Source organism: Saccharothrix texasensis, from assembly GCF_003752005.1.
GTDB lineage: Bacteria > Actinomycetota > Actinomycetes > Mycobacteriales > Pseudonocardiaceae > Actinosynnema > Actinosynnema texasense.
The window spans coordinates 2,365,930-2,388,051 of record NZ_RJKM01000001.1 but is presented as its reverse complement, the minus strand read 5'-3'; the positions used below and the strand labels follow the sequence as shown (position 1 = coordinate 2,388,051).

Below are 22,122 nucleotides of genomic sequence, written 5' to 3'. Positions count from 1 at the left end.
GGGTGCGGCGGTGGTCGGAGAGGGAGCGCCACCCCGGCGGTCAGAGCAGTCGCGACACGGCGAACGACGTCTGCCCGCCGAGGACGCCGACGGCCTGCCGGGTGTTCTCGAGCGGCGCCACGCAGCCGGTGAGCGGCTCGACGGTGCTCTGGCCGATCCGGCACCCCACCGCCGTCGCCTTGATCGAGACGAAGTCCGCGATCTGCGCGCCGAACAGGACGGGCCGGCCGAGGATCCGGATGTCGCCCACCGCGTAGCCGGCGTCGGCGGGCACCTCGAACACCGCCCGGACCGGGTGCTCGGCGTCGCCCCGGACGCAGGTCCAGAAGGTCTTCGGGTCGGCGCCGTCCGGGGTCGCCCAGCCGGCCACGGACAGGTCGTCGAAGTACAGCCCGACGGGGTTCTTCAGCGCGAGGTCCGCCTTGAGGCGCGCCACGGAGTTCACCACCCCGCCGATGTGCGGGTCGCTGTTGCGCTGCGGCGCGCCGTACTCGCCGCAGGCGATCAGCTCCTGCTCGTCGGTGAGCAGCTTCCCGTCGACGCGGCGCACGATGCTGGCGGCGGCGCACAGCTCGATCTCGGCGCCCAGCGTGTTCGAGGCCTGGACCAGGTGCATGGCCCCGTTGACGGTGTCGTCGTTCCACCGGTTGCGCCTGATGTAGGCGCCGGAGCCGTCGAAGAGGTCCGCCTCCCGCACCCGCTCGTCGACGTGCTCCCGGTACAGCGCCAGCACGGTCTCGGGGCCGGTCCGGGCGAGCACCTCCCAGTACTCCGGCCCCTCGCAGGTGAAGGTGACCCTGGTGATCTTGCCGTCGCCGTCGCGGACGACGCTCCACTCGCAGTACTCGTCCTGGACGTCGCGGGACCGGTCGGCGGCCGTCCAGCGCTGCCGGTCGGAGGTGGCGCGCACCTTCACCTGGCGGGGGAACGCGGTCCAGGTGACGTCCTGGAACACCGCGTCGTCGGCGGTCGCCGTCTTGGCGAGGTTGTAGTACTGGGCCCGGGGGCTGTCGTTCGTGCGGTCGGTGTTGCCCTCGATCGACCGGTCGGTCGTGTCGGAGATGAACGCGTGCCAGGCCGCGCGGCCCTCCGCGTCGAGGTCGATCAGGTTGCCGGGCGGGTCGAAAGCGCGCAGCGGTGGCATGGTCGGCTCCTTCGCGGTGGCGTCACGTCTTCGGCCGGACCGAGCCGTCCGGCGCCATGTCGAGCAGCGGTGCGTCGTCGGGGATGGCGGTCCGCGGCACGGTGAGGGTGAACTCCGCGAGCTTCGAGCGCCGGAACTCCCGGCAGCGGGACTCGGCCAGGCGGACGTAGTCGTCGGTTCCCTCCGGGGTGCCCAGGCGGGCGGTGACGGCCGTCAGGTAGTCGCCGATCCGCTCGGCGAAGCGGTCCGGCCAGTCCGGCGTCGCCCAGTTCGCCGCGAACTCGGCTTCGGGCGAGGTCTCGTCGCCCGCCGCCGCCACGATCGCCGCCGCCAGCCGGTCGGCCAGCCCGGCGCCCACCGCCACCGGCGTGGTCGGGCAGTGCGCGAGCAGCCGCGCCCGTCGCCCGCTGAAGACCGGGTTCTGGAAGTCGACCATCAGCGCGCACGCGACGAACCGGGCGTCCAGGACGCCGGTCTGGATCATCCGGTCGACCACGTGCAGGTCCTCGAACGCAGGTTCGGGCACCGCGAACGCGAAGAACGTGTCACCCGGCCGCGAGAAGTCCCCGTCGGTCAGCCGGTGGCCGTAGTGCGCGAGGCGGTCCAGGTAGAGCGGCGCCGACATGGCCGGTATGCCGAAGTCCGCCGGTATCCCGAGGACGTCCAGCAGGGCCTCGTTGTGCAGCCAGAAACCCAGCGGCGGCTCGAAGGTCGGCCGGTCGCCGAGGCTGCTGTACTCGGTGGTGCTGCTCGCGAGGTTGACCGTGGTGGTGGTGAAGAGCTGGCGCAGCAACCAGTCCGGGTGCTCGATCGTGCCCGACGCGGTGGCCTCGTCGAGCCGGGCGGTGGTCCACCGGTCGACGCAGGCCCGGATCGTCGGCTCCAGGACCTCCGCGTTGGTGAGGAACGCGAACAGCGGGCTCGTCCGGACCGGGTCGTCGGCCGCGAGGTGGATCGCGGCGCTCATCGAGTGCCAGTGCAGCCACGGCTGCTTCAGCTCCTTCATCACCACGCTGCCGTTGACGTGGCTGTCGAAGCACGCCCGCCCGCGCGACTCGGGCCGCAGCGCGGTGTAGGAGTCGCCGGACCACACCCAGGCCTCGTCGACCCGCGTGTAGAAGTTGAACCGGCGTGCCCGGTAGTCCCACGCCGCCACCTGGAGGAACGCGGCCACGGTGGAGTCCGTGGCGCTCGTGCTGATCATCAGGTCCGCGTCCGGGCCGCGCCCGCGCACGACGGCGAAGCGGAAGTCCTTCACCAGCCCCGGCGCGGCGTCGAGCTGCCCGGCCTCGCTGACCAGGTACGACCTGGTCTCCGGCACGACACCGGCCCGGTCGAGCCCGGCCATGACCTCCGCGACGGTCACCGGGAACCGCTCTCGGTGGAAGAAGGTCGTCGCCATCGGGTCGCCGAGCGCGTCACGCTCCGACGTGGACATCTCCCTCGGCCCGCCGCCGTCCCCGACGTCGACGAACCGGTAGAGGGTGGCGGGCCGCAGCGCGGTGCGCGCCCTGACGTCGAGGGCCTCGACGTCCCCCCGCCACTGCGTGGCCCGACGGCGCTGTCTGAACCGCGGCATCGCACTCCTCAGCCGGACGTGGCCGCCTCGCGAGCTGCCCGGTCTCCCCGCCGGTTCAGGCTGCGCCGGGCCTTGCCGTGATCACAAGGAATACCCCCTCGACAACTCGAAAGAGTGAATGCCGACGTCGTGCCCCGGCGGGGTCGGGGGGGTCGGTCCGGTTGGACGACGGTGATGACGACCTCGGCCCGGGCGTGCTCCAGCTCGAGGTACCGGACGGCGGCCGGCGCCTCGGCCAACGGGTAGGTCCGGTCGATCACCGGGACCACCGCGCCCGACTCGGCCAACCCGGGCCGGCGCCGGTTTGTCCACCTCTTCCGGTCGTAACCGGTCGGACGAGCCGTAGCGGTCCTGGACGATCGCCTTCATCGGGGCCTCCGTGGCGTGCGGGGTGGGTGGCCGTCCCGCCGGGAGCGTCGGCACTGGCGGGAGCGTCGGCACTGGCGGCGACGGTGGAGCAACGCGCGCCGTGTGGACATCAGGGACGATCCTGAAGGGGCACAAGGATTTCGCCGCGCGCACGGCAGAAACGCGGCCGTCGGGGGTTTGCCCGCTGGACATCACCCGGCCGTGGACGTGGCGGGCGGTCGCGCGGTGGCGGTTTTATCGTCGGGCCGGGAGGTCCACGTGGTCGAACGGGTCGAGGTGGGCCGCGGTGCGAGGCGCGCCGTGGTCGCGGTGATCATGCTCGGGATGCTGCTCGCCGCGCTCGACCAGACGATCGTGGCGACCGCGCTGCCGACCATCGTCAGCGACCTCGGCGGCGGCGGGCACCTGTCCTGGGTGGTCACGTCCTACCTGCTGGCCGAGACCATCATGACCGCCCTGATCGGCAAGTTCGGCGACCTGTTCGGCCGCAAGCGGGCGTTCCTGCTCAGCGTCGCGCTGTTCCTGGCCGGCTCGTTCCTGTGCGGCTGGGCCGACTCGATGACGTGGCTCATCCTGGCCCGCGCGGTGCAGGGGCTCGGCGCCGGTGGGCTGATGGTGACCTCGGCCGCCGTCATCGCGGACGTCGTGCCGCTGTCCGAGCGCGGCAAGTACCAGGGGTTCATCGGCGCGGTGTTCGGCGTGGCCACGGTGGTCGGCCCGCTGCTCGGCGGCCTGTTCGTGGACCACCTGAGCTGGCGCTGGGCGTTCTACGTCAACCTGCCCCTGGGCGTGGTGGTGCTGGCCGTCGGCGCGTTCGCGCTGCCCGGCGTGCGCGGCGCGGGCCGCCCGCGGATCGACTACCTGGGCATCCTGCTCATCGCCCTGGCCTCGACCGGCCTCACCCTGGTCACCAGCTGGGGCGGCGTCGAGTACCCGTGGGCGTCACCGACGATCGTCCTGATGGCGGTCGGGTCGCTGATCGCGCTCGGCCTGTTCGTGGTCGTGGAGAACCGCGCCGCCGAGCCGATGCTGCCCATGCGCCTGTTCCGCAGCCGCGTGTTCACCGTGTGCACGGTGCTGAGCTTCGTGGTCGGGTTCGCCATGCTCGGCGGCGTCACGTTCCTGCCCACCTACCTGCAGTACGTGCACGGCGCGTCGGCCACCCAGTCGGGCCTGGAGATGCTGCCGCTGGTGGTCGGCCTGCTCATCGCCTCCGTCACGACCGGCAACGTGATCAGCAAGACCGGCCGCTACCGGGTGTTCCCCGTGGTCGGCAGCCTGCTCATGATCGGCGGGCTGTTCCTGCTGTCCCGGTTGGACCCGCAGACCTCGTTCTGGCAGGCGTCGACGTACATGCTCGTGCTCGGCCTGGGTGTCGGCATGTGCATGCCGGTGGCGATGGTGGTCGTGCAGAGCACCACCGACTACGAGGACCTGGGCGTGGCCACGTCCGGCGTGAGCTTCCTGCGCACGTTGGGCAGTTCGTTCGGGGTGGCGGTGTTCGGGACGGTGTACGCGAGCAACCTGCCGGCCAACCTCGCCGCCGCCATCCCCCCGGGCGTCGACCCGGCCGCGGCGGCCAACGTGCAGGCCCTGCACGCCCTGCCGGACGAGCTGAAGGCCCCGATCATCGCCGCCTACGCGGACACCCTGCACCTGGTGTTCCTGTCCGCCGCGCCGGTCGCCGCCGTCGCGTTCCTGGTCGCGCTGTTCCTGAAGGAAGTGCCTCTGCGCGACACCGCCCGCGCCGCCGCGACCGGGGTGGGCGACAACTTCGCCGCGCCCCACACGTCCGACTCGGAGGACGAGCTGGAGAAGCTGGTCGCCCTCATCGTCAGCCGCGAGCGCCGCGACCCCACACCGGACGTGCTGCGCGAGTCTGGCGTCCCGCTCACCCACGCGCAGGCGTGGCTGGTGGTGAAGGTGTTCCGGCAGAGCGTCGAGCACGGCGACGCCACCCTCGACCGGCTGGCCGAGGCCACCCACGTCCCCGCCGGCGTCTTCGAACCGGTGGCGCGCCAACTCCAGACCAGGGGCTACGTCACGGAAACCGGCGGGCACTACCTCTTCACCCCCCAGGGCACCCGGGTCTTCGCCGACCTGATCACCGCCTGGCGCCGCTGGCTGCTCGTCAAGCTCACCGACTGGCACTGCGACACCCCCACCTTCACCGCCGCCGTCGACCGCGTCGCCACCGAACTGACCACCAGCAGCCGCTCCCTCCCCACCACCCACCCCACCGCCGTCGTCTGACCGCATTTTGCGGACAACCCACTCTTGCTTTGTGTAACAGTGAACGGCTGGGAGTCAGGGTTCCGTCAGGTCGGCGAGTGCCCGCGTGCGCTCCGGCCGTGGACCGAGGGGGCTGTCACATGGCCGTGGACCAAGGGGTGAGCACCGCTCAGTTGCGATTACAAGGCGAGATCGTCGCCTTGTTGGAGCGCTGCGAGAGCCTGCGTTCCGAGCGGGGGCGGACAATGCTGGTGAGCCTTCTCTCCGACGTGCTCGGTGAGCAGGTGTCGTTGGAAGGTTCCGAGGTCCACCTCCAACTCCTGGGGCTCGTCCGGTGGTGCTGCCGTCACGCGGGAGGGCTGCGGGGACTGGTCGACTGCCTGCGGTTGTTGGACCCGAACGCGCCCGAGGTCGGCCGGCTCGTCGAGTTGGGGGACGAGTGGGCCGCGTTCCGGGCCTTGCCGACCGGGGACTGGGACCGGTTGGCGAAGGCGCTGCGGTCGGTGCGGTTGACCGAGGACCCGTTCGAAGAGCGGCGCGAGCTGCGTCGCCTGGCCGACGTGGCCACCGACGGGCACTGCGACGACCTGCCCGCGCGGTGCCGTTCCGTGTGGTCGCTGTTCCTGCACCTCGCCGACCACAACGCCGCTCCGGGCGCCCTGCTGCCCGCCATGGTGCTGGTGGACTGCCTCGCCGGACGCATCGAGGACAGCGCCTTGGCCGCCGAGCTGCGCCGCTACAACTGGAGGTTGGCCGAGAAGTTCGAAGTGACCGATCTGGTCGAACAGGCCCGCTGGCGCAACGAAACCACGACCGAGGGCGATGACACCGACGTGGTGCACCTCGTCTTCGAAGTCGACCCGGACCCGGTCGACCAGGCCAAGGTGGTGCTCTCGCACTGGTTGAGCTGGAAGGGCTCCGGCTGGCACGGCCGCCGCCGCGGTGACGCCGCGATCCGGCGGGACGACCTCGAAGCGGAGGTCGACCGCGTCATCGCCGAACTGGAGGCCGAGTTGGGCATCACTCCGGACGCCGAGCGGGTGAGCGCCATCGTGGTCGAGTTCGCCCTGCCCTGGGAGATGATCAACACCGCGGTCGAGTTCTGGCCCAAGGCCTCTCCCGCCGACGTGAGCGTGCCGCTGGCGGTGGACCACCCCGTGCTGGTCCGGAGTTTGGAGCGGACGCGGGCGCAGCGGTACTGGCTGGTGTGGAAGCAGCGCTGGGGCGCCATCTCGGCGGAGGCGGCGCGCCCGTACTGGAGCCGGACCAACGGCGGGTGGGACCTGACCGGCATGGCGGTGGACCTGAACGACACCTCGATCGTGTCACTCGTGCTCAGCGAACCTCCGGGCGACCGTCGCGGTCGGGCGTGGCACGAGGCCGCGATGGCGTTCCGGGCCGGGATCCCGATCATCATCTGGGACCGCGAGGATTGTTCGACGAGTCACTTCCACGAGGCCGTGACCCGGTTGTTCGCCTCGGGCGAGGTCCGTCGGTTGCCGGATCGGTTGGCCCAGTTGCGCCGTGAAGCGCTGCTCACAAATGAGTCAGATGGTCCGCACGCGGGCCGGAGTCTTGCCGTATTGTGGGACGACGCGGAGCGTGTACCGGAACCCCTGACCTCTGGTTGGGGTTCGCAGGGAGGTATCTGATGCCCAGTCGGCGTGCACCCGATACCAGACGCCCAGTGGTTGCTTATTCACCTGATAGGCGTAGATCTCGGTTCACTCGAAATGATGAGAGAGTAGTCGATTTCTCTACCTCCGTCCGATTATCGATCTTCTTCGGAATCGATCCACTTCGTCATCGCGCACCGATGTCGCGCTCGGGCGCTAAGGTGGTGAACCAGTCGTGGTCCGCTGATTCCAGGGCACTCCGGCATGAATCGGCTCACCGATCCGAACCGGGGTGTCGTGCCCGCACCGGAGGGATGTGACGGTGCGCGTCGACTCCGAGGACTTCGTCGCAGGTGTGGCCGCGGGTCCGGATGACCACGAGTGGACGGCGGACGCGCTGCGGGACGTGCTCGCGCCCCTCGCCGGCCAGTCCCGTGACCTCGTGGTCGCCGTCGACGACGGTCCGGCGATGTCGGTCTGGGCGTCGACGGTGGAGTCCTTCACCCGTGCGCTCGTCGAGTCCGGTGTCTTCGGCGACGTCACCGTCTGCGCCCTCGGTGTCGACGGCAGCGGCCGGGCGGTGCTGCGCGGCTCCGGCGGGGGGAGCCCGCCGGACCTCACCGGTTCGGGGCGGCGCTTGCTGCTGGCCCTGACCGACTTGGTCGACCCGGCGTGGCGGTCGGGCGGGGCGTGGACGTCGATGCGCGGGCTGGGCGCCGCGCACTCGGTGGCCGTTCTCAGCCCGCTGTCGTGGTGGGCGGCCTGTCGCACCGGCCTCGACCTGCACCGACTGCGCCTGAAGGTGTCCGAACCGGGCGCGCCGAACCACTTCTACGAATGGGAGCCGCAGGTCGACGTGCCGGGGTTGTACGACGACCTCGGCGACGTGGTGCCCGTCCCGTTCGTGGAGCTGGCCCCGGCGGGCCTGGGCGAATGGGCCGCCCTCGCCGCGGCGGCCGGGTGGGCGAACCTGGGCGCGGCCCTCGTGCCGGTCCAGCCGGACCCGCCGGCGCGGGTGGCGCGCCAGCACTCGGGTGACGTGGGTTTCAGCGCCGCCGAACTCGTCGCGGCGTATCGCACGACCGCCTCGAAAGTGGTGTTCGACCTGGCCGTGCACTGGGCCGTCGCACCGCTGGAGCTGCCCCTCCTCCTCCGCATCCTCGAACTGCTGCACCCGGAAGCCGGACGTGCGGCCCTGTCGGAATTCCTGGGCGGACCACTGGTGGCGATCGCGTCCCACGGGTCCGACAACGAGGGAAATCGAGCATTGTTCAGGTTTGTCCGGGAGGGTATTCGGGGGGAGCTGCTCGCGCACGGACGTCGTATCGACACCGAGCGGGTTCGCAAAGTGGTCCGCCATTACCTGGAAGAGCGTCGACCGGCACCGGCGGGCTTCGAATGGCCGTTGGACGAGGAGCCGGTATCGGTCGCTTCGCCCATTGTCGCGCCACTGCACGTCGCGGAAGCCGAGCGGGCGGTGCTGAAGGCCTGGTCAGGGCTTCACCTGCGAAATTCCACGCCGGAGGAGGACCCCGGAGTCGAGCTGTCGCCGGCGGTCGGGAATGATGAGGCGAGCGGGAATATACACGCTGATGAACGTGACCGAACACGTGTTCGCGAGGGCACGGTCGATGTCGAGCGAAATGCAGGAGGAGTAGAGGTGACTGCCGTCGAGCAGGAAGAAAGGAGAAGGACTCTCGCATCGCCCGTCTTCGGCGGAGTACCGCCGAGGAACGTCAACTTCACCGGGCGGGCGGACCTCCTCCAGGAGCTCGAACGGCGTCTGGTCCGGGGCGGCACCGCGGCGGTGCTCCCCGAAACGCTGCACGGCATGGGCGGTGTGGGCAAGTCCCACCTCGCCATCGAGTACGCCTACCGCAACCGCACGACCTTCGACCTGATCTGGTGGGTGCCCGCGGAGCGGTCGGTCAAGATCGTCAACTCCTTGGTGGAGCTGGGGCAGCGACTGGAGCTCGTGGTCGGCTCCGAGGCCAACGTGGCGGTCCAGCAGGTGCTCGACGCGCTGCGCAGCGGCAACCACCCCAGGATCCCGACCAACTGGCTGTTGATCTTCGACAACGCCGACAGCCCGGACGCCGTGCAGCAGTACCTGCCGACCGGCGGCACCGGGCGGATCCTGGTCACCTCGCGCAACTCGCAGTGGTTGAGCGTCGCCCGCCCGCTGGAGGTCAACGTCTTCCAGCGCGCCGAGAGCGTGCAGTTGTTGCGGCGGCGCGATCCGGACCTCGGCGAGGAGGACGCCGACCGCCTGGCCCAGGCGCTGGGCGACCTGCCGTTGGCGATCGCGCAAGCGGCGGCGTGGCGCGTGGAGACGGGCATGCCCGCCGCCGAGTACCTGGAACTGCTCGCCGAGAAGCAGTTGGAGCTGCTGAACGTCACCACCACCCTCGACTACCCCGAGTCGGTGGCGGCGATGTGGGACCTGTCGCTCAGCGAGCTCAAGCGCAAGAATCCCTCGGCGCTGCGGCTGCTGCAGGTGTGCGCCTTCCTGGCGCCGGAACCGATCAACCGCAAGATGTTCACCTACAGCCGCAACATCACCGAAGTGCCGGCCGAGCTGTCCCGGGTCCTGCGCGACAGCCTGCGGCTCAACGAGGCCATCCGCGACATCAACCGCTTCGCCCTGGTGCGCGTCGACCATCGCACCAACTCCATCGAACTGCACCGACTGGTCCAGTCCGTGCTGATCAGCCAGATGAGCGAGGACGAACGCGCGACCATGCGGCACGCCGCCCACCAGATGCTGGGCGAGAACGACCCGGAGGGCCCGGCGGAACCGGACAACTGGCCGATCTACGTGGACCTGAGCGCGCACATGGCCGCGTCCAACGCCTACGAGAGCGACGCCGAGTCGGTCCGGACGTTGCTGTACAACCAAGTCCAGTTCCTCTACCGGTGGGGCGAGCACAAGCGCAGCGCCGAACTGTCCGAGCAGATCTACCACAACTGGGTGGACCGGCTGGGAGAGGACCACCCGGAAACCCTGAGGATGGGCCGCTGGTACGGGTTCATGCTGTGGGTGCAGGGCCGGTACGCCGAAGCGACCCCGCTGAACACGGACCTGCTCGATCGGCACCGCCGGACCTTCGGGGAGGAGCACGAGGAGACGATCCTGGCGGTCAGCCAGGTCGCGGCGGACAAGCGGGCGGAGGGTGACTTCGTCGGCGGGTTGGAGCTGTCGAAGCGCAACTACGACATCTGCGTCCGCTACCTCGGGGACGAGGACCCGACGACCCTGGCCGTCGCGCACAGCCTCGGCGTGAACCTCCGCCTCGTCGGCGACTTCACCTCCGCGGTCAAGCTCGACGCCGACACCTGGGACCGCAGGGTCCAGATCTTCGGCCAGGAGCATGAAACGCCGCTCCTCACCCAGGTGGGCCTCACGCTCGACAAGCGGGAACTCGGCAACTACCGGGAAGCCGCCGCCGAGCACGAAGAGGTCGTGCGCATGTACGAACGGCTCAGCGAGGGGCGACCGCTCAACCCGGCCTGGCTGCGCGCCGTGCGCCACCTCGCCGTGATGCGCCGCAAGGCGGGCGACCACGAGGGTGCGATGATCGCGGCGGACACGGCGTTCGAGGGCTTGCGGCGACGGTACAACCTCGACCACGCCGAGACACTCGCCGCCGCGCTGGCCCGGTCCATCGAGTTCCGCCACCTGGGCCGCCACGAGGCGGCCGCGCAACTCGGGCAGGACACGCTGACCCGCTACGCCAGGACGCTGGGGCCCGATCACCCCCACACGCTCTCCGCCGCCGTCAACGTGGCGATCCTGCGCCGCTTGAAGGGCGACCACGAAGGCGCGCGCGAACTGGACCAGGCGACGCTGGCGGGCTTCCGCGCCAGGCTGGGCGACGAGCACCCCTCCACGTTGATCACCCGGATCAACCTGGCCAGCGACCTGCACGCGTCGGGCGACGCGCAAGGCGCCCACGACGCCGACGCCGACGTGCTCGACCGGGCGACCGTGGCCCTCGGCGCCGATCACCCCACCACCCTGGCGTGCCAGGCGAACCTCGCGCAGGACCTCCGTTCGCTGGGACGTGTCGACGAGGCGGACGCGATGCACCGGCGCGCGGTGACCGTGCTGCGGGACCGGCTCGGGAGCCTCCACCCCGCGGTGTCGGAGCTGAGCGACCCGCACGCGCGGGCGAACTGCGACATCGACCCGATGCCGCTCTAGCCCTCCGCTCCCAGCCACGCGGCGAGGCGCTCCACGTCGGGCGCCTCGCCGGTCGCGGCGAGGTCGTCCCGCAAGGCGCGGACGACGTGGGGGCGTTCGAGGAGGACCCGTGACGCCGGGCCGGGAGTCAGCTCTCGCACCACGAGGCCGAAGCCGGACCAGGCGCCGGGTCGGTTCGAGCCATCGGCGAGTTCCGCCGAGTACAGCGCGTGCGCCCGCCGGTGGTCACCCGCGACCAGGGCGAAGTCCGCCTCGGTCAGGTCCTCGGAGATCTTGCGGACGTGGCCGGTGGAATCCGACCGCATCGCGTCGAACTCCACCCGGTCGGTGAGCAGGACCCGGGCGAGGATCGCCTTGGCGTCCATCCGGGGCGGATCGTCGTCGGCGACCACGATCCCCCGCGGACCGGCGGTCGGCGCGGGCTTTCCAGCCGACCAACGCGCAGCGCACTCCCGCACGTGCGACCGGACCGGGCGGAGGTGGGTGGCACGCCATGCCGTGCGGTGGTCCGCGGCGAACCTCTCGGCGGCCGAGAGCAGGTCGGCCGGCACGGTGGCGTCCGCCAGCGCCGCCAGTCGGTCCGCGAGGCGGGCTGCGAACCCCCGTCCCCGTTCGGTGAGCGACGGGTGCCGGCGCAGCGCGCCGAGGGCCTCGGTCACCTGTGCCCGGACGAGGGCGAACTCGAAGTGGGCCAGGGCTGCGTCCGTTCCGCTCGCGCGCTCCCGCTGCCGGTGCCAGAACTCGGCGACAGCCAGAAAGGCGTTCACCCCTTGGAAAAGCCCCGCCACCGGACGGGCGTCGTCACGCCACGGCGCGTAACAGGTGGCGGTCGGGTCCACGTGGGTGAGGGGAACCAGGTGGCCGATCGCGTTCAGCTTGCTGTGCTGGTACTCGTGCACCATGGTCACGGCCAGCTGCACGGCGTCGTGCGGTTCGGAGATGATCGCGGCGCCGTAGCCGTCGCCGACCGACCCGCTGTGCGGTCGGAAGCGGTAGGCCGCCGGGCGCGGCGTGATCACCGACAGCCCGGCGGACAGTTCCCGCGCGCGGTGCGGGTGGTCGCGCTCCAAGATCGCCCACGTGTCGGCGAAGAGCGCGTTCCACCGGGCCGCCGAGGATTCCGACAATGGTTCGGGCCGTTCCGGGACAGCCAATCCCCGGTACGGTCCGGTGTCGTCGAGGTGGATGCGCGGCGCGGTGGAGCCGACGTTGCCCTCAAGAATGCGGATCGGTTGCCATTCGACCGGGTGAGCGGCGCCTACGCCGGTTTTAACCGTTAACCCCGACGCATCCGAGACCAAGGTGCCATGACTCCATCCGGTCGTCTCGGGCACTCGGGCGACGCCCCGGCCGGGAAGTACCGCGATGCCATCCCGCAAAGGAATAGTCATCGTGAAGCGCAATTCTGCGGACAACCCCGCCGCCGCGGCCAACAAGTGCAGCTGGCCGACGTGGAACCACGCCGGCGCGGTGTCGGAGACCTTGTTCCGGAGCCGGCGCAACACGTGTGCCGACCAGACCCCGATCTGCGGGCGCGACAGCAGCTCCGCCACCTCCTCCGGGCGGGTGCGCTCGGCGGCGACCAGCAGGTCCCACGCCTCGTCCACCGGGGCCAGCGGGTTGCCGGGAGCCGGGTGGTCACGAGCGTGGCTCAGCACCAACCGCAGGGCGAGCAGACGTCTCGTCCGTTCGACTCGGTGCAGCAGCGCGACGGCGTCGCCATCAGGTCGTGCGGACGCCAAGGCGTCCAACTGGGCCAGGGACATCTCGTGGTTGGACAGCGATATCCCGTGCTTGGAGTTCCAGCCTGCCACCTCGTGGTCGCCCCTCGTCATGGGTGCGGAGCCCGCCGATCAGGATTCGTGGCCGCCGACACTGATGATGGCGTGGTCCACCTGTGCGAGGAAACGGTCCGCCGACGCCGCCAGGATCTCGTCGTCGAATGCGACCAACACGTCGAGAGGAACGTTCGTCAAGTCGACCAGACCGGAGTCGATCCGAAATGCCGATTCATCCACTAGCGGGCCTCCCGAGTCGGCCACCAGGTTGCGGGGCCCCTGCGCGGTGGGGTTCACCTTACGACGGCATGACTCAGTGTAATGTCAAGGAAACACAGTGAAGAGGTGCGTATGGTGGTATTCGCCGCCGCAGGGGACAACTAAACGCCACTGATCCGTTCGGCCAACAGGGTGTCCAGTTCGGCCATCTCGGTGGAACCGGCGGCGTAGAAGCGGATCGCTTCGAGCAGTGCTGTGAGGCCACCCGGGTAGTGGGCGCACGTCCGGACGATGCTGACCGTGTCCGGCCGGTTCGCGCTGTGGCGGCTGATGGCGGCGGCGAACTTCACCTCGCGCAACACCAGGTCACGTCCCTCGCGGGTGTCGAAGCCGGGGGTGCGGAGCAGGACGTCGACGATCGGTCCCAGTTCGGCGAGGGTCAGCGGCGGCTGGTCGGCGACCGTGCGGATCGGGGTGGTGGCGTGCCCGGCGGTCGGCTTGCCGTCCACCAGGCGGACCCAGACGCGGGCGTCGGCTTCTTTCACCTTGGCCTGCGCCGCGGTGTAGTCGCCGGGTCTGGCGGCCGGGTCGTGGCGGACCACGGAGCGGTAGAACGGGTCGGAGACGACGAGCACCAGGGTGCCGGTCGAGGCCTTGAGGGCCTGCTTGGCGGCCGGCGCGTCGAGGATCCGGTAGGTGAAGATCATCTCTTCGCTGGTCTTGCCGTGCTCGTCGAAGTGGACCTCGCCGGCGTGCACGGCCATCCTCATGCGCAGCCGCGCGCCGTGGGCGTGGATCTCGTTGTGCCTGCGCAGGGCGGCGACGACCCGCTCCGGCAACCGCTCGACCAGCACCGACTTGTGCACGTCGGCGGGCAGCAGCACCAGCAGGCTGTCGCCCGCGTCGTCCACCGCCTTGTCGTCCCACGGCAGGTCGCAGTCGGCGAACGCGGCCATCAGCACCTGGCGCACGCCGTCGCGCACGGCGGTGCGCTGGGGTGACGACCTGGTCGGGTCGCCGTAGGACTCGACGTCCACGACGACGAACGACCGGTGCACCGCAGCCGACACCATGTGACCTCCCCACGCATGTTGTAGCCCAGTGGAGGGGTGTGAGGGCAGCGGCGCCACTCGAAATGACCAACCCTCCGGTTGCGGGGTGCCCCGGTTCGGGTATGGAGGCGGGTGTGGACGGGTACGGGTGGACGATCGCGCTGGTCGCGGTGTTGGTGTTGCTGAACGCGGTGTTCGCGGGCAGCGAGATGGCCTTGATCAGCCTGCGCGAGGGTCAGCTGCGGGCGTTGGAGCGCGACGACCGGGCGTCCGCGAAGACGCTCGTGCGGCTGGCGCGCGACCCGAACCGGTTCCTGGCCACCATCCAGATCGGCATCACGCTGGCCGGGTTCCTGGCCTCGGCGACGGCGGCGGTGTCGTTGGCCGAGCCGCTGGTGCCGGCGCTGTCGTTCCTCGGCAACGCGGCGAACGCGGTGGCGATCGCGCTGGTCACGGTCGTGCTGACGTTCCTGACGCTGGTGTTCGGCGAGCTGGCGCCCAAGCGGTTGGCGATGCAGTACGCGCTGCGCTGGGCGCTGCTGGTGGCACGGCCGCTGCACGTGCTGTCGACCGCCTCGCGGCCCGCGGTGTGGGCGTTGAGCGCGTCGACGAACGTGGTGGTCCGGCTGTTCGGCGGCAAACCGGACGCGGAGTCCGAGCAGATGTCGTCCGAGGAGCTGCGCGAGCTGGTCTCCGCCCAACGTGGCCTGAACGCCGAGCAGCGCATGATCATCACCGGCGCGTTGGAGATCAGCGAGCGGCGGCTGCGCGAGGTGCTGGTGCCGCGCCGGTCGGTGGTGACGCTGGCCGCCGAGATGGACGTGCCGTCCGCCCGCGCCGAGCTGGCCGCCTCCGGCCACTCCCGGGCGCCGGTCGCGCGTGGCGGGCACCTGGACGACGTGGTGGGCGTCGTGCACCTGCGTGACCTGCTCGAAGACGACGCCGTGCTCGTCGACGTGGCCCGCCCGCCGGTGGTGTTCCCCGACTCGGTGCGGGTGTCCGACGCGCTGCGCCGGTTCAAGGCCGAACGCGAGCAGCTCGGCCTGGTCGTGGACGAGCACGGCGCGGTCGACGGCATCATCACGCTCGAGGACCTGCTGGAGGAGGTCGTCGGCGAGATCCTGGACGAGACCGACCGCGACGTGATGGCCGTCCGCAACGGCCCGGACGGCTCCCTCGTGCTGCCCGGCACGTTCCCCGTGCACGACCTGGTCGACCTGGGCGTGGAGCTGGTCGACCCGCCGGAGGGCGACTACGCCACCATCGCGGGCCTGGTGCTGGTGGTGCTCGGCCGCATCCCCGAGGGCCCGGGTGACCGGATCACGCTGCCCGGCTGGTCCGTCGAGGTGGTGAAGGTCGAGCACCACGCCATCACGTCGGTGCGCCTGCGGAAGCGCTGACTACCGGCCCGCCGCCGCGACCCAGGCCTCCAGGCCGGCCGCGTCGTGGGGCAGGGCGGAGGACAGCACCCGGTGGCCCGAGCCGGTCACCACGACGTTCTCCTCCAGCCGCACGCCGATGCCGCGCAGCTCCGGCGGCACGGTCTCGTCGTTCGGGTGGAAGTACAGGCCCGGTTCGACGGCCAGCGCCATGCCGGCCTCCAGCGTGCCCTCGTGGTAGGCGGCGGAGCTGGAGTTGGCGCAGTCGTGCACGTCCAGCCCGAGGAAGTGGCCGACGCCGCACGTGATGTAGCGGCGGTGGTGCTGGCCGTCCGGGTCGAGCGACTCCTCGACCGACACGGGCAGCAGGCCCCAGTCGTGCAGGCCCTCGGCGAGCACCCGCATGGCCTCCTGGTGGAAGTCCCGGTACGCCGCGCCCGGTCGCACGACCGCCAACGCGGCCGCGGACGCGCGTTCGACCAGTTCGTGCACCTGCCGCTGCGCGGGGCTGTAGGTGCCCGAGACCGGCAACGTCCGGGTGATGTCGGCGGTGTAGAGGGTGTCCAGCTCGACGCCCGCGTCCAGCAGCAGCACGGCATCCTCGGGCACGGGGCCGTCGTTGCGCACCCAGTGCAGCACCGGCGCGTGCGGTCCGGCGGCCACGATCGAGGCGTAGCCCGGGCCGTTGCCGGCGGTGCGGGCGCGCCGGTCGAACGTGCCCTGCAGCCACCGCTCGCCACCGCCCTTGACGGCGGCCTGCAGCTCGGCGGCGACGTCGGCGAACCCGAGGACCGTGGCGTCCACGGCGGCCTGGAGCTGGTCGACCTCCCAGTCGTCCTTGATCCGGCGCAGCTCGGCGAGCACGGTGCGCAGCTCGGCGGTGTGGTCGGCGCCCGCCAGGGCGTCCAGCAGCGGGTCGACGCCGGCTGTCGCGTGCACGGCGGGCAGCCTGCCGCGCAGCGCCGACGGCAGCTCGTGCAGGGGGCGGCAGCGCAGCCCGAGGGCCTCGCCCCACTCGGCGAGGCCGGGCACCGGGCCGACCCACAGCTCGCCGTCGCGGGCGTTGGCGAAGAAGTCCGGCTCGTCCGGGCCGGCGGGCGGGCGCAGGAACAGCTCCGCGTCGTGGCCACCGGCGACGGGGTGCATCACCAGCACGGCGCCCTCCGCGGCGCAGCCCGTCAGCCAGGAGAAGTCGCTGTCGGGCCGGAAGCCGTAGTCGGTGTCGTTGGACCGCACGGGCGACCAGCCGGCGGCCACCGCGACGCGCGCGCCGGGCAGCGCGGCGCTGAGCCGGTCGCGGTGCGCGGCGGCGGCCCGGGCGGCTCCGGGCGTGACGCGGGCGGCGCGGTCGGCCGGACCCCAGCCGTGCTGGACGAACTCGCGGAACCCGGAGGCGTCGACGAGCTTGCTGGGGTCGCGGCGGGCGGGTTTGGTCACCGTGGGCAGCCTTTCGGGTCGTGGCCGTGAGCACGCCCGGGCGCGATCGGCGACCGGACGTCACCGAGGATGGTCTCACCAGCCCGCGGATCGCCCAACCGGGTGCCTCCGGTGCCGAAACGGCCTACCGCGCCGGCCCGATCAGGTAGGCAACACCGCAGGGCTGCCTACGGCGGGGGAGAAGCATGGGTCCCGAGGACGTCGTCGAACTGCGGGTGCACGGTGTGTCCGGCACGCCACCGGAAGCGATGCTCGGCGACCCGTTCCCGACCCCGGTGGCCGGTGACGACGTCGCCCGGTTCCTGCGGGCGGGCAAGCCGGTGCGGGCGCTGTCCAACGGGCGGCCGCGGACCGTGGAGGCGTTCCACTGGGGCCGGTTCACCTCGGGTGGCGCGAGCCGGGCCTTGTGGCTGGTGCTGATCCCGTTCGCGATCCTGAACCTGGCCCGGTACGCGCTGCTGGGCGCGAGCCGGTTCGCCGAGGCGGTGCTGCGGCTGCTCGGCCTGGTGCTGACCGGCATGCTGGTCGCGGCCACCGCCTACGCGTCGCTGGAGCTGCTGGTGCGGCAGTGCGCGGGCACGGCGACGTGCCGGGCGGAGCGCCTGGGGTTCTTCGACGGCTGGCCGTTCGGGGCGATGCTGCTGGTCGGCCTGGTCCCGCCGGGGTTGGTGATCACCGTGCTGTGGTGGTTCGGCCGGCAGACGTTCCTGTACGAGCCGAAGGGCACGCACCACGTGTGGGAGACCCGCACGGGCAGCCTGGGCGACTACGCGTTCTGGCACACGTCGCCGCGCACTCCCGTGTTGCGCGACGCGCACGTGGCGGCGGCGTGCGCGGTGGTGGGTGTGCTGTACGCGGGCGCGTTGCGGACCGAGCAGCCGGACCGGCCGGCCGACGCGCTGTCGTGGGCGGTGGTCGGGCTGGGCGCGGTGGTGCTGGGGTGGGCCGTCGGGTGCGTGGTGATGTCGCCCGACCGGCGGGAGGTGAACTCCCGGGCGCTCAAGTGGGCGTCGGTGGTGTACCTGCTGCTCGCGGTGGGTGCGGCGACGGCGTCGCTGTGGCGGGTGCCGGTCGAGGCGTCCGGGTCGGTGACGCCGCTGGCCGGGTTCGAGGTGGTCACGAACACCCTGTCGGCGTCGGCGATGCTGCTGCTGGTCGTGCTGCTGGGGGCGTGCGTGCGGCTGCGGCGCTCCGCGCGCGGCGTGGAGCTGATGGTGGCGGACAAGCGGTTCCGGCCCTTGTGGCACGGCTACGCGGCGGTCGTGATCGCGGCCGTGGCCACCACGTTGGCGGTCGGGTTCAGCGGCGGGTTGGCGTACCGGGTGGTGGACTGGGTCGGCGACCCGGTGCCCGACGCCGGGCGGCCGGGGCTGGTGCTGAGCACGAGCTACCTGGTGGGCGCGGGGCTGTGGGGCGTGCTGGCGATCGCGTTCCCGCTGCTGGTGGCGCCGGTCGTGGCGGCCATGGTGCGGCAGGTGTCGAGCGCGCTGGTGTTCGCGGCCGGTTCGGTGGCCGCGGCGGCGGCGGTGGCCCTGCGGTGGACGCCGGCGCCGGGCTGGGCGTTCTGGGCGGCGGTGGTCCTCGCCGGTCTCCTGTACGCGATCGGCACGGTGTCCTGCACGCGGCACGCGATCGGCGTGGCGGTCCGCGAGGGCGTGGTGGCGGACTACCCGGGCCGCCCGGACCGGCCGGGTGTCGGCAAGGTGGCCCTCACCCAGCGGTTGGCGTCGGCGAAGTACCGCTACCACTGGCTGCTCGGCGCGGTCGCGCTGCTGGGCGGTGTGCTGGTGGCGGCCGGCGGCGGTCTCGCGCTGGCCCGGCTGGCGCACCCGGGCCGGCGGGACGCGCCGCCGCCGGGACTGGCCGACTGGCTGTCGACCGTCCCGGCGCGGGAGCTGGGCGCGTTGGGCAGCCTGGTGGTGTCCGGTGTCGTGCTGGTCTTGTTGTTGTTGGGCGTGCGGACCTGGCAGAACCCCCGGATGCGCACGGTGGTCGGCATCGTGTGGGACCTGGTGGCGTTCTGGCCGAGGCTGGCGCACCCGATCTGCCCGCCTCCCTACGGCGGTCGCGCCACGATCGAGCTGACGTCCCGGGCGGTCCGGCTGGCCGGGCACCACGGCGTGGGCGCGGTCGTGCTGTCGGGGCACAGCCAGGGCAGCGTGGTGTGCGTCGCGGCGTTGTCGTTGCTGCGCCGGGAGAGTGAGCGGCCCGACCCGGCCGACGGCGAGCGGTACATCAGGCAGGCGGACGCGGTCGCCGCGCTGCGCCGGGTCGGCCTGGTCACCTACGGCTCGCAGTTGCAGTGGGCGTACTCGCGGCTGTTCCCGCACTACCTCGGCCACGCCGAGCTCGCCCGCCTGCACGACGACCTCGGCGACCGGTGGTGGAACGTGCACCGGCTCACCGACCCGTTGGGCGGGCCGGTGCAGGTGTGGCCGGAGACGGCGGAGGAGCGGCTGTCCGCCGACCCGAAGCTGTGGGGCGTGCGCTGCGGCAACGACGTGCGGCTGCGCGACCCGGAGTTCCTCGACCCCGACCCGGACGTGGTCGCCTCGCCGTTGCGCGGGCACAGCGACTACTACGACGACCCGGTGTTCGACGAGGTGGTGGCCAGGGTGGCGGACGCCGTCGCGCGACCGCGCACCTCCGTGGTGATCGGCGACCTGTCGCTGTCGGGCGGGTCCTGAGCCTCAGGCCTGGAGCACGGACCGCGTGACGCGTTCGGCGATCGCGGCCACCAGCGTGCGCGGGCGGCGCGGGACGAGGTGGGCGTTGAGCGCGTTGCGCAGGCCGGGCGCGACGTAGGCGCGGTCGCGGTCCAGGCCGTCGAGGCCCGCGCGCACGACGGTCTCGGCGCTCATCAGCCGGCCGCCGAGCGCGGCGCGCGGGGTGACCCGCTCGAAGAAGCTGGTCCCGGTCGGGCCGGGGCACAGGGCGAGCACCTTGATGCCCCGGTCCCGGTACTCCCGGCGCAGCGCGAGGCTGAAGTCGAGCACGAACGCCTTGCCCGCGCTGTAGGTCGCGAAGTACGGCGACGGCTGGAACCCGGCCGTGGAGCCGACGTTGACCACGGCGCCGGAGCCCGCTTCGAGCATGCCCGGCACGAGCGCGCGGGTGAGCGCGACCAGCGAGACGACGTTGACCATCAGCTGCTCCCGGTCGTGGCCGTCGGGGATCTCCTCGAACCGGCCGGCGGTGCCGAAGCCCGCGTTGTTCACCAGCGTGTGGACGGGGCCGCGCAGCCGGGCCGCGATCGAGTCGGCCGCGTCCGGCGCCGACAGGTTCTGCACGACCACGTCGACCTCGACGCCGTGCTCGTGGCGGAGGCGGTCGGCGACGGCGTCGAGGCGGTCGGCCGAGCGGGCGACGAGGACCAGGTCGTGGCCGCGCCGGGCGAGTTGGGTGGCGAACTCGGCGCCGAGCCCGGCGGACGCGCCGGTGACCAGGGCGGTGGGGTTCATGTCAGCTCCAGAGGCCTCGGGATTATGTGAGACATCTTAGGCACAGTTGTAACTCTAACCGCAACACTCATGTTCCAGTTATCGCGGTAGCTGTACCATCGATGTGCACGAAGGGAGACAGTCTTGGGAACGACGCGGCCGTTGCGCGCCGACGCCGAACGCAGCGTGCGGACGATCCTCGAAGCCGCCGAGCGCGTGCTGTCGGCGAACCCCGGCGCGTCCATGGAGCAGATCGCCGAGGCCGCGGGGGTCGCGCGCACCACCGTGCACCGGCGGTTCGCCAACCGGCAGGCGCTGGTGGAGGCGATGACCGCCGACGTGGTGCGGCAGTTGGACGAGGTGATGGACGCGGGCCGGCCGGAGACCTCGCCGCCGCTGGTCGCGCTGCACGAGATCACCGCGAACGTGCTGCGGGTCAAGGTCGGCTGGCCGTTCGCGATGGGCGTCGTCTTCACCGACGTCGACTCGCCCGCCGCCGAGGGCAGGCGCCGGGTCGACGACCGCTGCCTGGCGCTGCTGCGCCGGGCGTGCGAGGAAGGGCTGCTCGACGCCTCCACCGACCTCGACTGGACGCGCCGCGTCTTCTACGCGTTGATCGGTGAGGCGGTGCACGGGCCGGACAGCGGCCTCGGGCCCGACGCGTTGGCCCGCCGGGTGGTCGACACCCTCCTGCACGGCGCGGGGCCGCGGTGACCGGGCCGGTGGTCGTCCGCCGGGCCACCGCCGAGGACGTCCCCGCCATCGTGGCCATGCTCGCCGACGACGAGCTGGGCGCGCGGCGGGAGTCGCCCGGCGACCTGGGGCCCTACCTGCGCGCGTTCGAGGCGATCGACGCGGCCGACCACGAGCTGCTGGCGGTGGCCGAACGGGACGGAGCGGTCGTGGGCACGCTCCAGCTCACGGTGCTGCGCGGGCTGTCGCGCGGCGGCGCGTCGAGGGCGCAGATCGAGGCGGTGCGGGTGGCGTCCTCGACGCGCGGGCAGGGGTTGGGGGAGCGGCTGGTGCGGTGGGCGGTCGAGGAGGCGCGGGCGCGCGGTTGCGCGATCGTCCAGTTCACGTCGGACAAGAGCCGGGTGGACGCGCACCGCTTCTACCGCCGCCTCGGCTTCGCCCAGTCCCACGAGGGCTTCAAGCTGGAGCTGTCGTGACGGGGGGTAGGTTGCGGCGGTAACTCCGCTCGACCGGGAAGTTCCGATGATCCAAGTCCTCGCGACCGCGTTGACGGTCCTGGCGCTCGTCGCGGCCCTGTGGTCGCTGGTGCTGGTCGTCACCGACCGGCCCATCACGCTCGCCACCACACCCACCCTCGGCCTCGCCGGGGTCGTCGTGCTGCTCGAAGCCGGGCTGCTCGTGCAGGCGGTGGCGGCCACGGTCACCGTGCTCGGCTCCGACCGCGGCGGCCTGGACACGGCCACGTTCTTCGGCTACCTGGTCGCGGTGGCGGCGGTGCTGCCGGTCGGCGCGTTCTGGGCGCTCGGCGACCGGTCGCGGTGGGGCGCCGGGGTGCTGGCGGTGGCGTGCCTGAGCGTGCCGGTGATGATCCTGCGGCTCGACCAGCTCTGGGCGCACCGTGGCTGACCGGGACCAGCCGGGCGGGCCGGCCCGGCCCGACCGACCGGCCACGCTCGAGGAGACCACCCGGTCCGGTCCCG

General features: G+C 71.9%; 16 protein-coding genes. 8 read left to right on the top strand and 8 right to left on the bottom strand.

The window, feature by feature from the left end; all coding sequences use genetic code 11:
* Positions 1 to 40: 40 nt before the first annotated feature.
* The 3 genes from EDD40_RS09090 to EDD40_RS09080 are packed head-to-tail and all read right to left on the bottom strand — an operon-like array spanning position 41 to position 3,010.
* Positions 41 to 1,144 carry a hypothetical protein gene (locus tag EDD40_RS09090; RefSeq protein WP_123742505.1) on the bottom strand — a complete coding sequence of 368 codons (1,104 nt, stop codon included), beginning with the start codon at positions 1,142 to 1,144 and terminating at the stop codon, positions 41 to 43.
* Positions 1,145 to 1,166: 22 nt separating this feature from the next.
* A complete protein-coding gene (locus EDD40_RS09085; RefSeq protein ID WP_123742504.1) occupies positions 1,167 to 2,723 on the bottom strand; it encodes a hypothetical protein in 1,557 nt (518 codons plus the stop codon).
* An 8-nt stretch (positions 2,724 to 2,731) separates the two neighbouring features.
* Positions 2,732 to 3,010, bottom strand: coding sequence for a zinc-binding dehydrogenase (locus EDD40_RS09080; protein ID WP_123742503.1), 279 nt, complete (start codon positions 3,008 to 3,010; stop codon positions 2,732 to 2,734).
* 397 nt (positions 3,011 to 3,407) lie between these two features.
* On the opposite strand from EDD40_RS09080, the gene EDD40_RS09075 reads away from it, so the two are divergent.
* The 3 genes from EDD40_RS09075 (at position 3,408) to fxsT (ending at position 11,144) form a co-directional block, all read left to right on the top strand.
* Entirely contained in the window at positions 3,408 to 5,345 is a 1,938-nt protein-coding gene (locus EDD40_RS09075; protein WP_123747882.1) for an MDR family MFS transporter, read from the top strand.
* A gap of 137 nt (positions 5,346 to 5,482) precedes the next feature.
* A complete protein-coding gene (locus tag EDD40_RS09070; RefSeq protein WP_148088740.1) occupies positions 5,483 to 6,976 on the top strand; it encodes a VMAP-C domain-containing protein in 1,494 nt (497 codons plus the stop codon).
* 286 nt (positions 6,977 to 7,262) lie between these two features.
* Positions 7,263 to 11,144 carry an FxSxx-COOH system tetratricopeptide repeat protein gene (fxsT, locus tag EDD40_RS09065; RefSeq protein ID WP_148088739.1) on the top strand — a complete coding sequence of 1,294 codons (3,882 nt, stop codon included), beginning with the start codon at positions 7,263 to 7,265 and terminating at the stop codon, positions 11,142 to 11,144.
* Here the strand turns inward: fxsT and EDD40_RS09060 are convergent.
* The 3 genes from EDD40_RS09060 to EDD40_RS09055 form a co-directional block, all read right to left on the bottom strand.
* On the bottom strand, positions 11,141 to 12,979 hold the full coding sequence (locus tag EDD40_RS09060) for an HEXXH motif domain-containing protein (protein WP_123742500.1): 1,839 nt from the start codon (positions 12,977 to 12,979) through the stop codon (positions 11,141 to 11,143). The two genes, fxsT and EDD40_RS09060, sit on opposite strands and share 4 nt — an antisense overlap.
* A gap of 18 nt (positions 12,980 to 12,997) precedes the next feature.
* Positions 12,998 to 13,219, bottom strand: coding sequence for a hypothetical protein (locus EDD40_RS40965; RefSeq protein ID WP_148088738.1), 222 nt, complete (start codon positions 13,217 to 13,219; stop codon positions 12,998 to 13,000).
* A gap of 83 nt (positions 13,220 to 13,302) precedes the next feature.
* Positions 13,303 to 14,214, bottom strand: a complete 912-nt coding sequence (locus tag EDD40_RS09055) for an effector-associated domain 2-containing protein (protein ID WP_123742499.1) — start codon at positions 14,212 to 14,214, stop codon at positions 13,303 to 13,305.
* 113 nt (positions 14,215 to 14,327) lie between these two features.
* Between EDD40_RS09055 and EDD40_RS09050 the strand changes: the two genes are divergently transcribed.
* Positions 14,328 to 15,593 (top strand): hemolysin family protein, encoded by a 1,266-nt coding sequence (locus EDD40_RS09050; protein ID WP_211348123.1) that lies wholly within the window; start codon positions 14,328 to 14,330, stop codon positions 15,591 to 15,593.
* On the opposite strand, the gene EDD40_RS09045 is transcribed toward EDD40_RS09050, so the two are convergent.
* Positions 15,594 to 17,009 carry an aminopeptidase P family protein gene (locus EDD40_RS09045; RefSeq protein WP_123742497.1) on the bottom strand — a complete coding sequence of 472 codons (1,416 nt, stop codon included), beginning with the start codon at positions 17,007 to 17,009 and terminating at the stop codon, positions 15,594 to 15,596. It abuts the gene before it with no gap.
* A gap of 185 nt (positions 17,010 to 17,194) precedes the next feature.
* On the opposite strand from EDD40_RS09045, the gene EDD40_RS09040 reads away from it, so the two are divergent.
* Entirely contained in the window at positions 17,195 to 19,696 is a 2,502-nt protein-coding gene (locus EDD40_RS09040; RefSeq protein ID WP_123742496.1) for a hypothetical protein, read from the top strand.
* A 3-nt stretch (positions 19,697 to 19,699) separates the two neighbouring features.
* Here EDD40_RS09040 and EDD40_RS09035 read toward each other — a convergent pair whose 3' ends face one another.
* Positions 19,700 to 20,470 (bottom strand): SDR family NAD(P)-dependent oxidoreductase, encoded by a 771-nt coding sequence (locus EDD40_RS09035; protein WP_123742495.1) that lies wholly within the window; start codon positions 20,468 to 20,470, stop codon positions 19,700 to 19,702.
* A gap of 123 nt (positions 20,471 to 20,593) precedes the next feature.
* On the opposite strand from EDD40_RS09035, the gene EDD40_RS09030 reads away from it, so the two are divergent.
* Genes EDD40_RS09030 through EDD40_RS09020 form a run of 3 tightly spaced genes read left to right on the top strand, consistent with a single transcriptional unit; the run spans position 20,594 to position 22,048 of the window.
* Entirely contained in the window at positions 20,594 to 21,163 is a 570-nt protein-coding gene (locus EDD40_RS09030) for a TetR/AcrR family transcriptional regulator (protein WP_123742494.1), read from the top strand.
* An 8-nt stretch (positions 21,164 to 21,171) separates the two neighbouring features.
* On the top strand, positions 21,172 to 21,618 hold the full coding sequence (locus EDD40_RS09025) for a GNAT family N-acetyltransferase (protein WP_281277847.1): 447 nt from the start codon (positions 21,172 to 21,174) through the stop codon (positions 21,616 to 21,618).
* A gap of 46 nt (positions 21,619 to 21,664) precedes the next feature.
* Positions 21,665 to 22,048 carry a hypothetical protein gene (locus EDD40_RS09020; protein ID WP_123742493.1) on the top strand — a complete coding sequence of 128 codons (384 nt, stop codon included), beginning with the start codon at positions 21,665 to 21,667 and terminating at the stop codon, positions 22,046 to 22,048.
* The last annotated feature ends 74 nt before the right edge of the window (positions 22,049 to 22,122 follow it).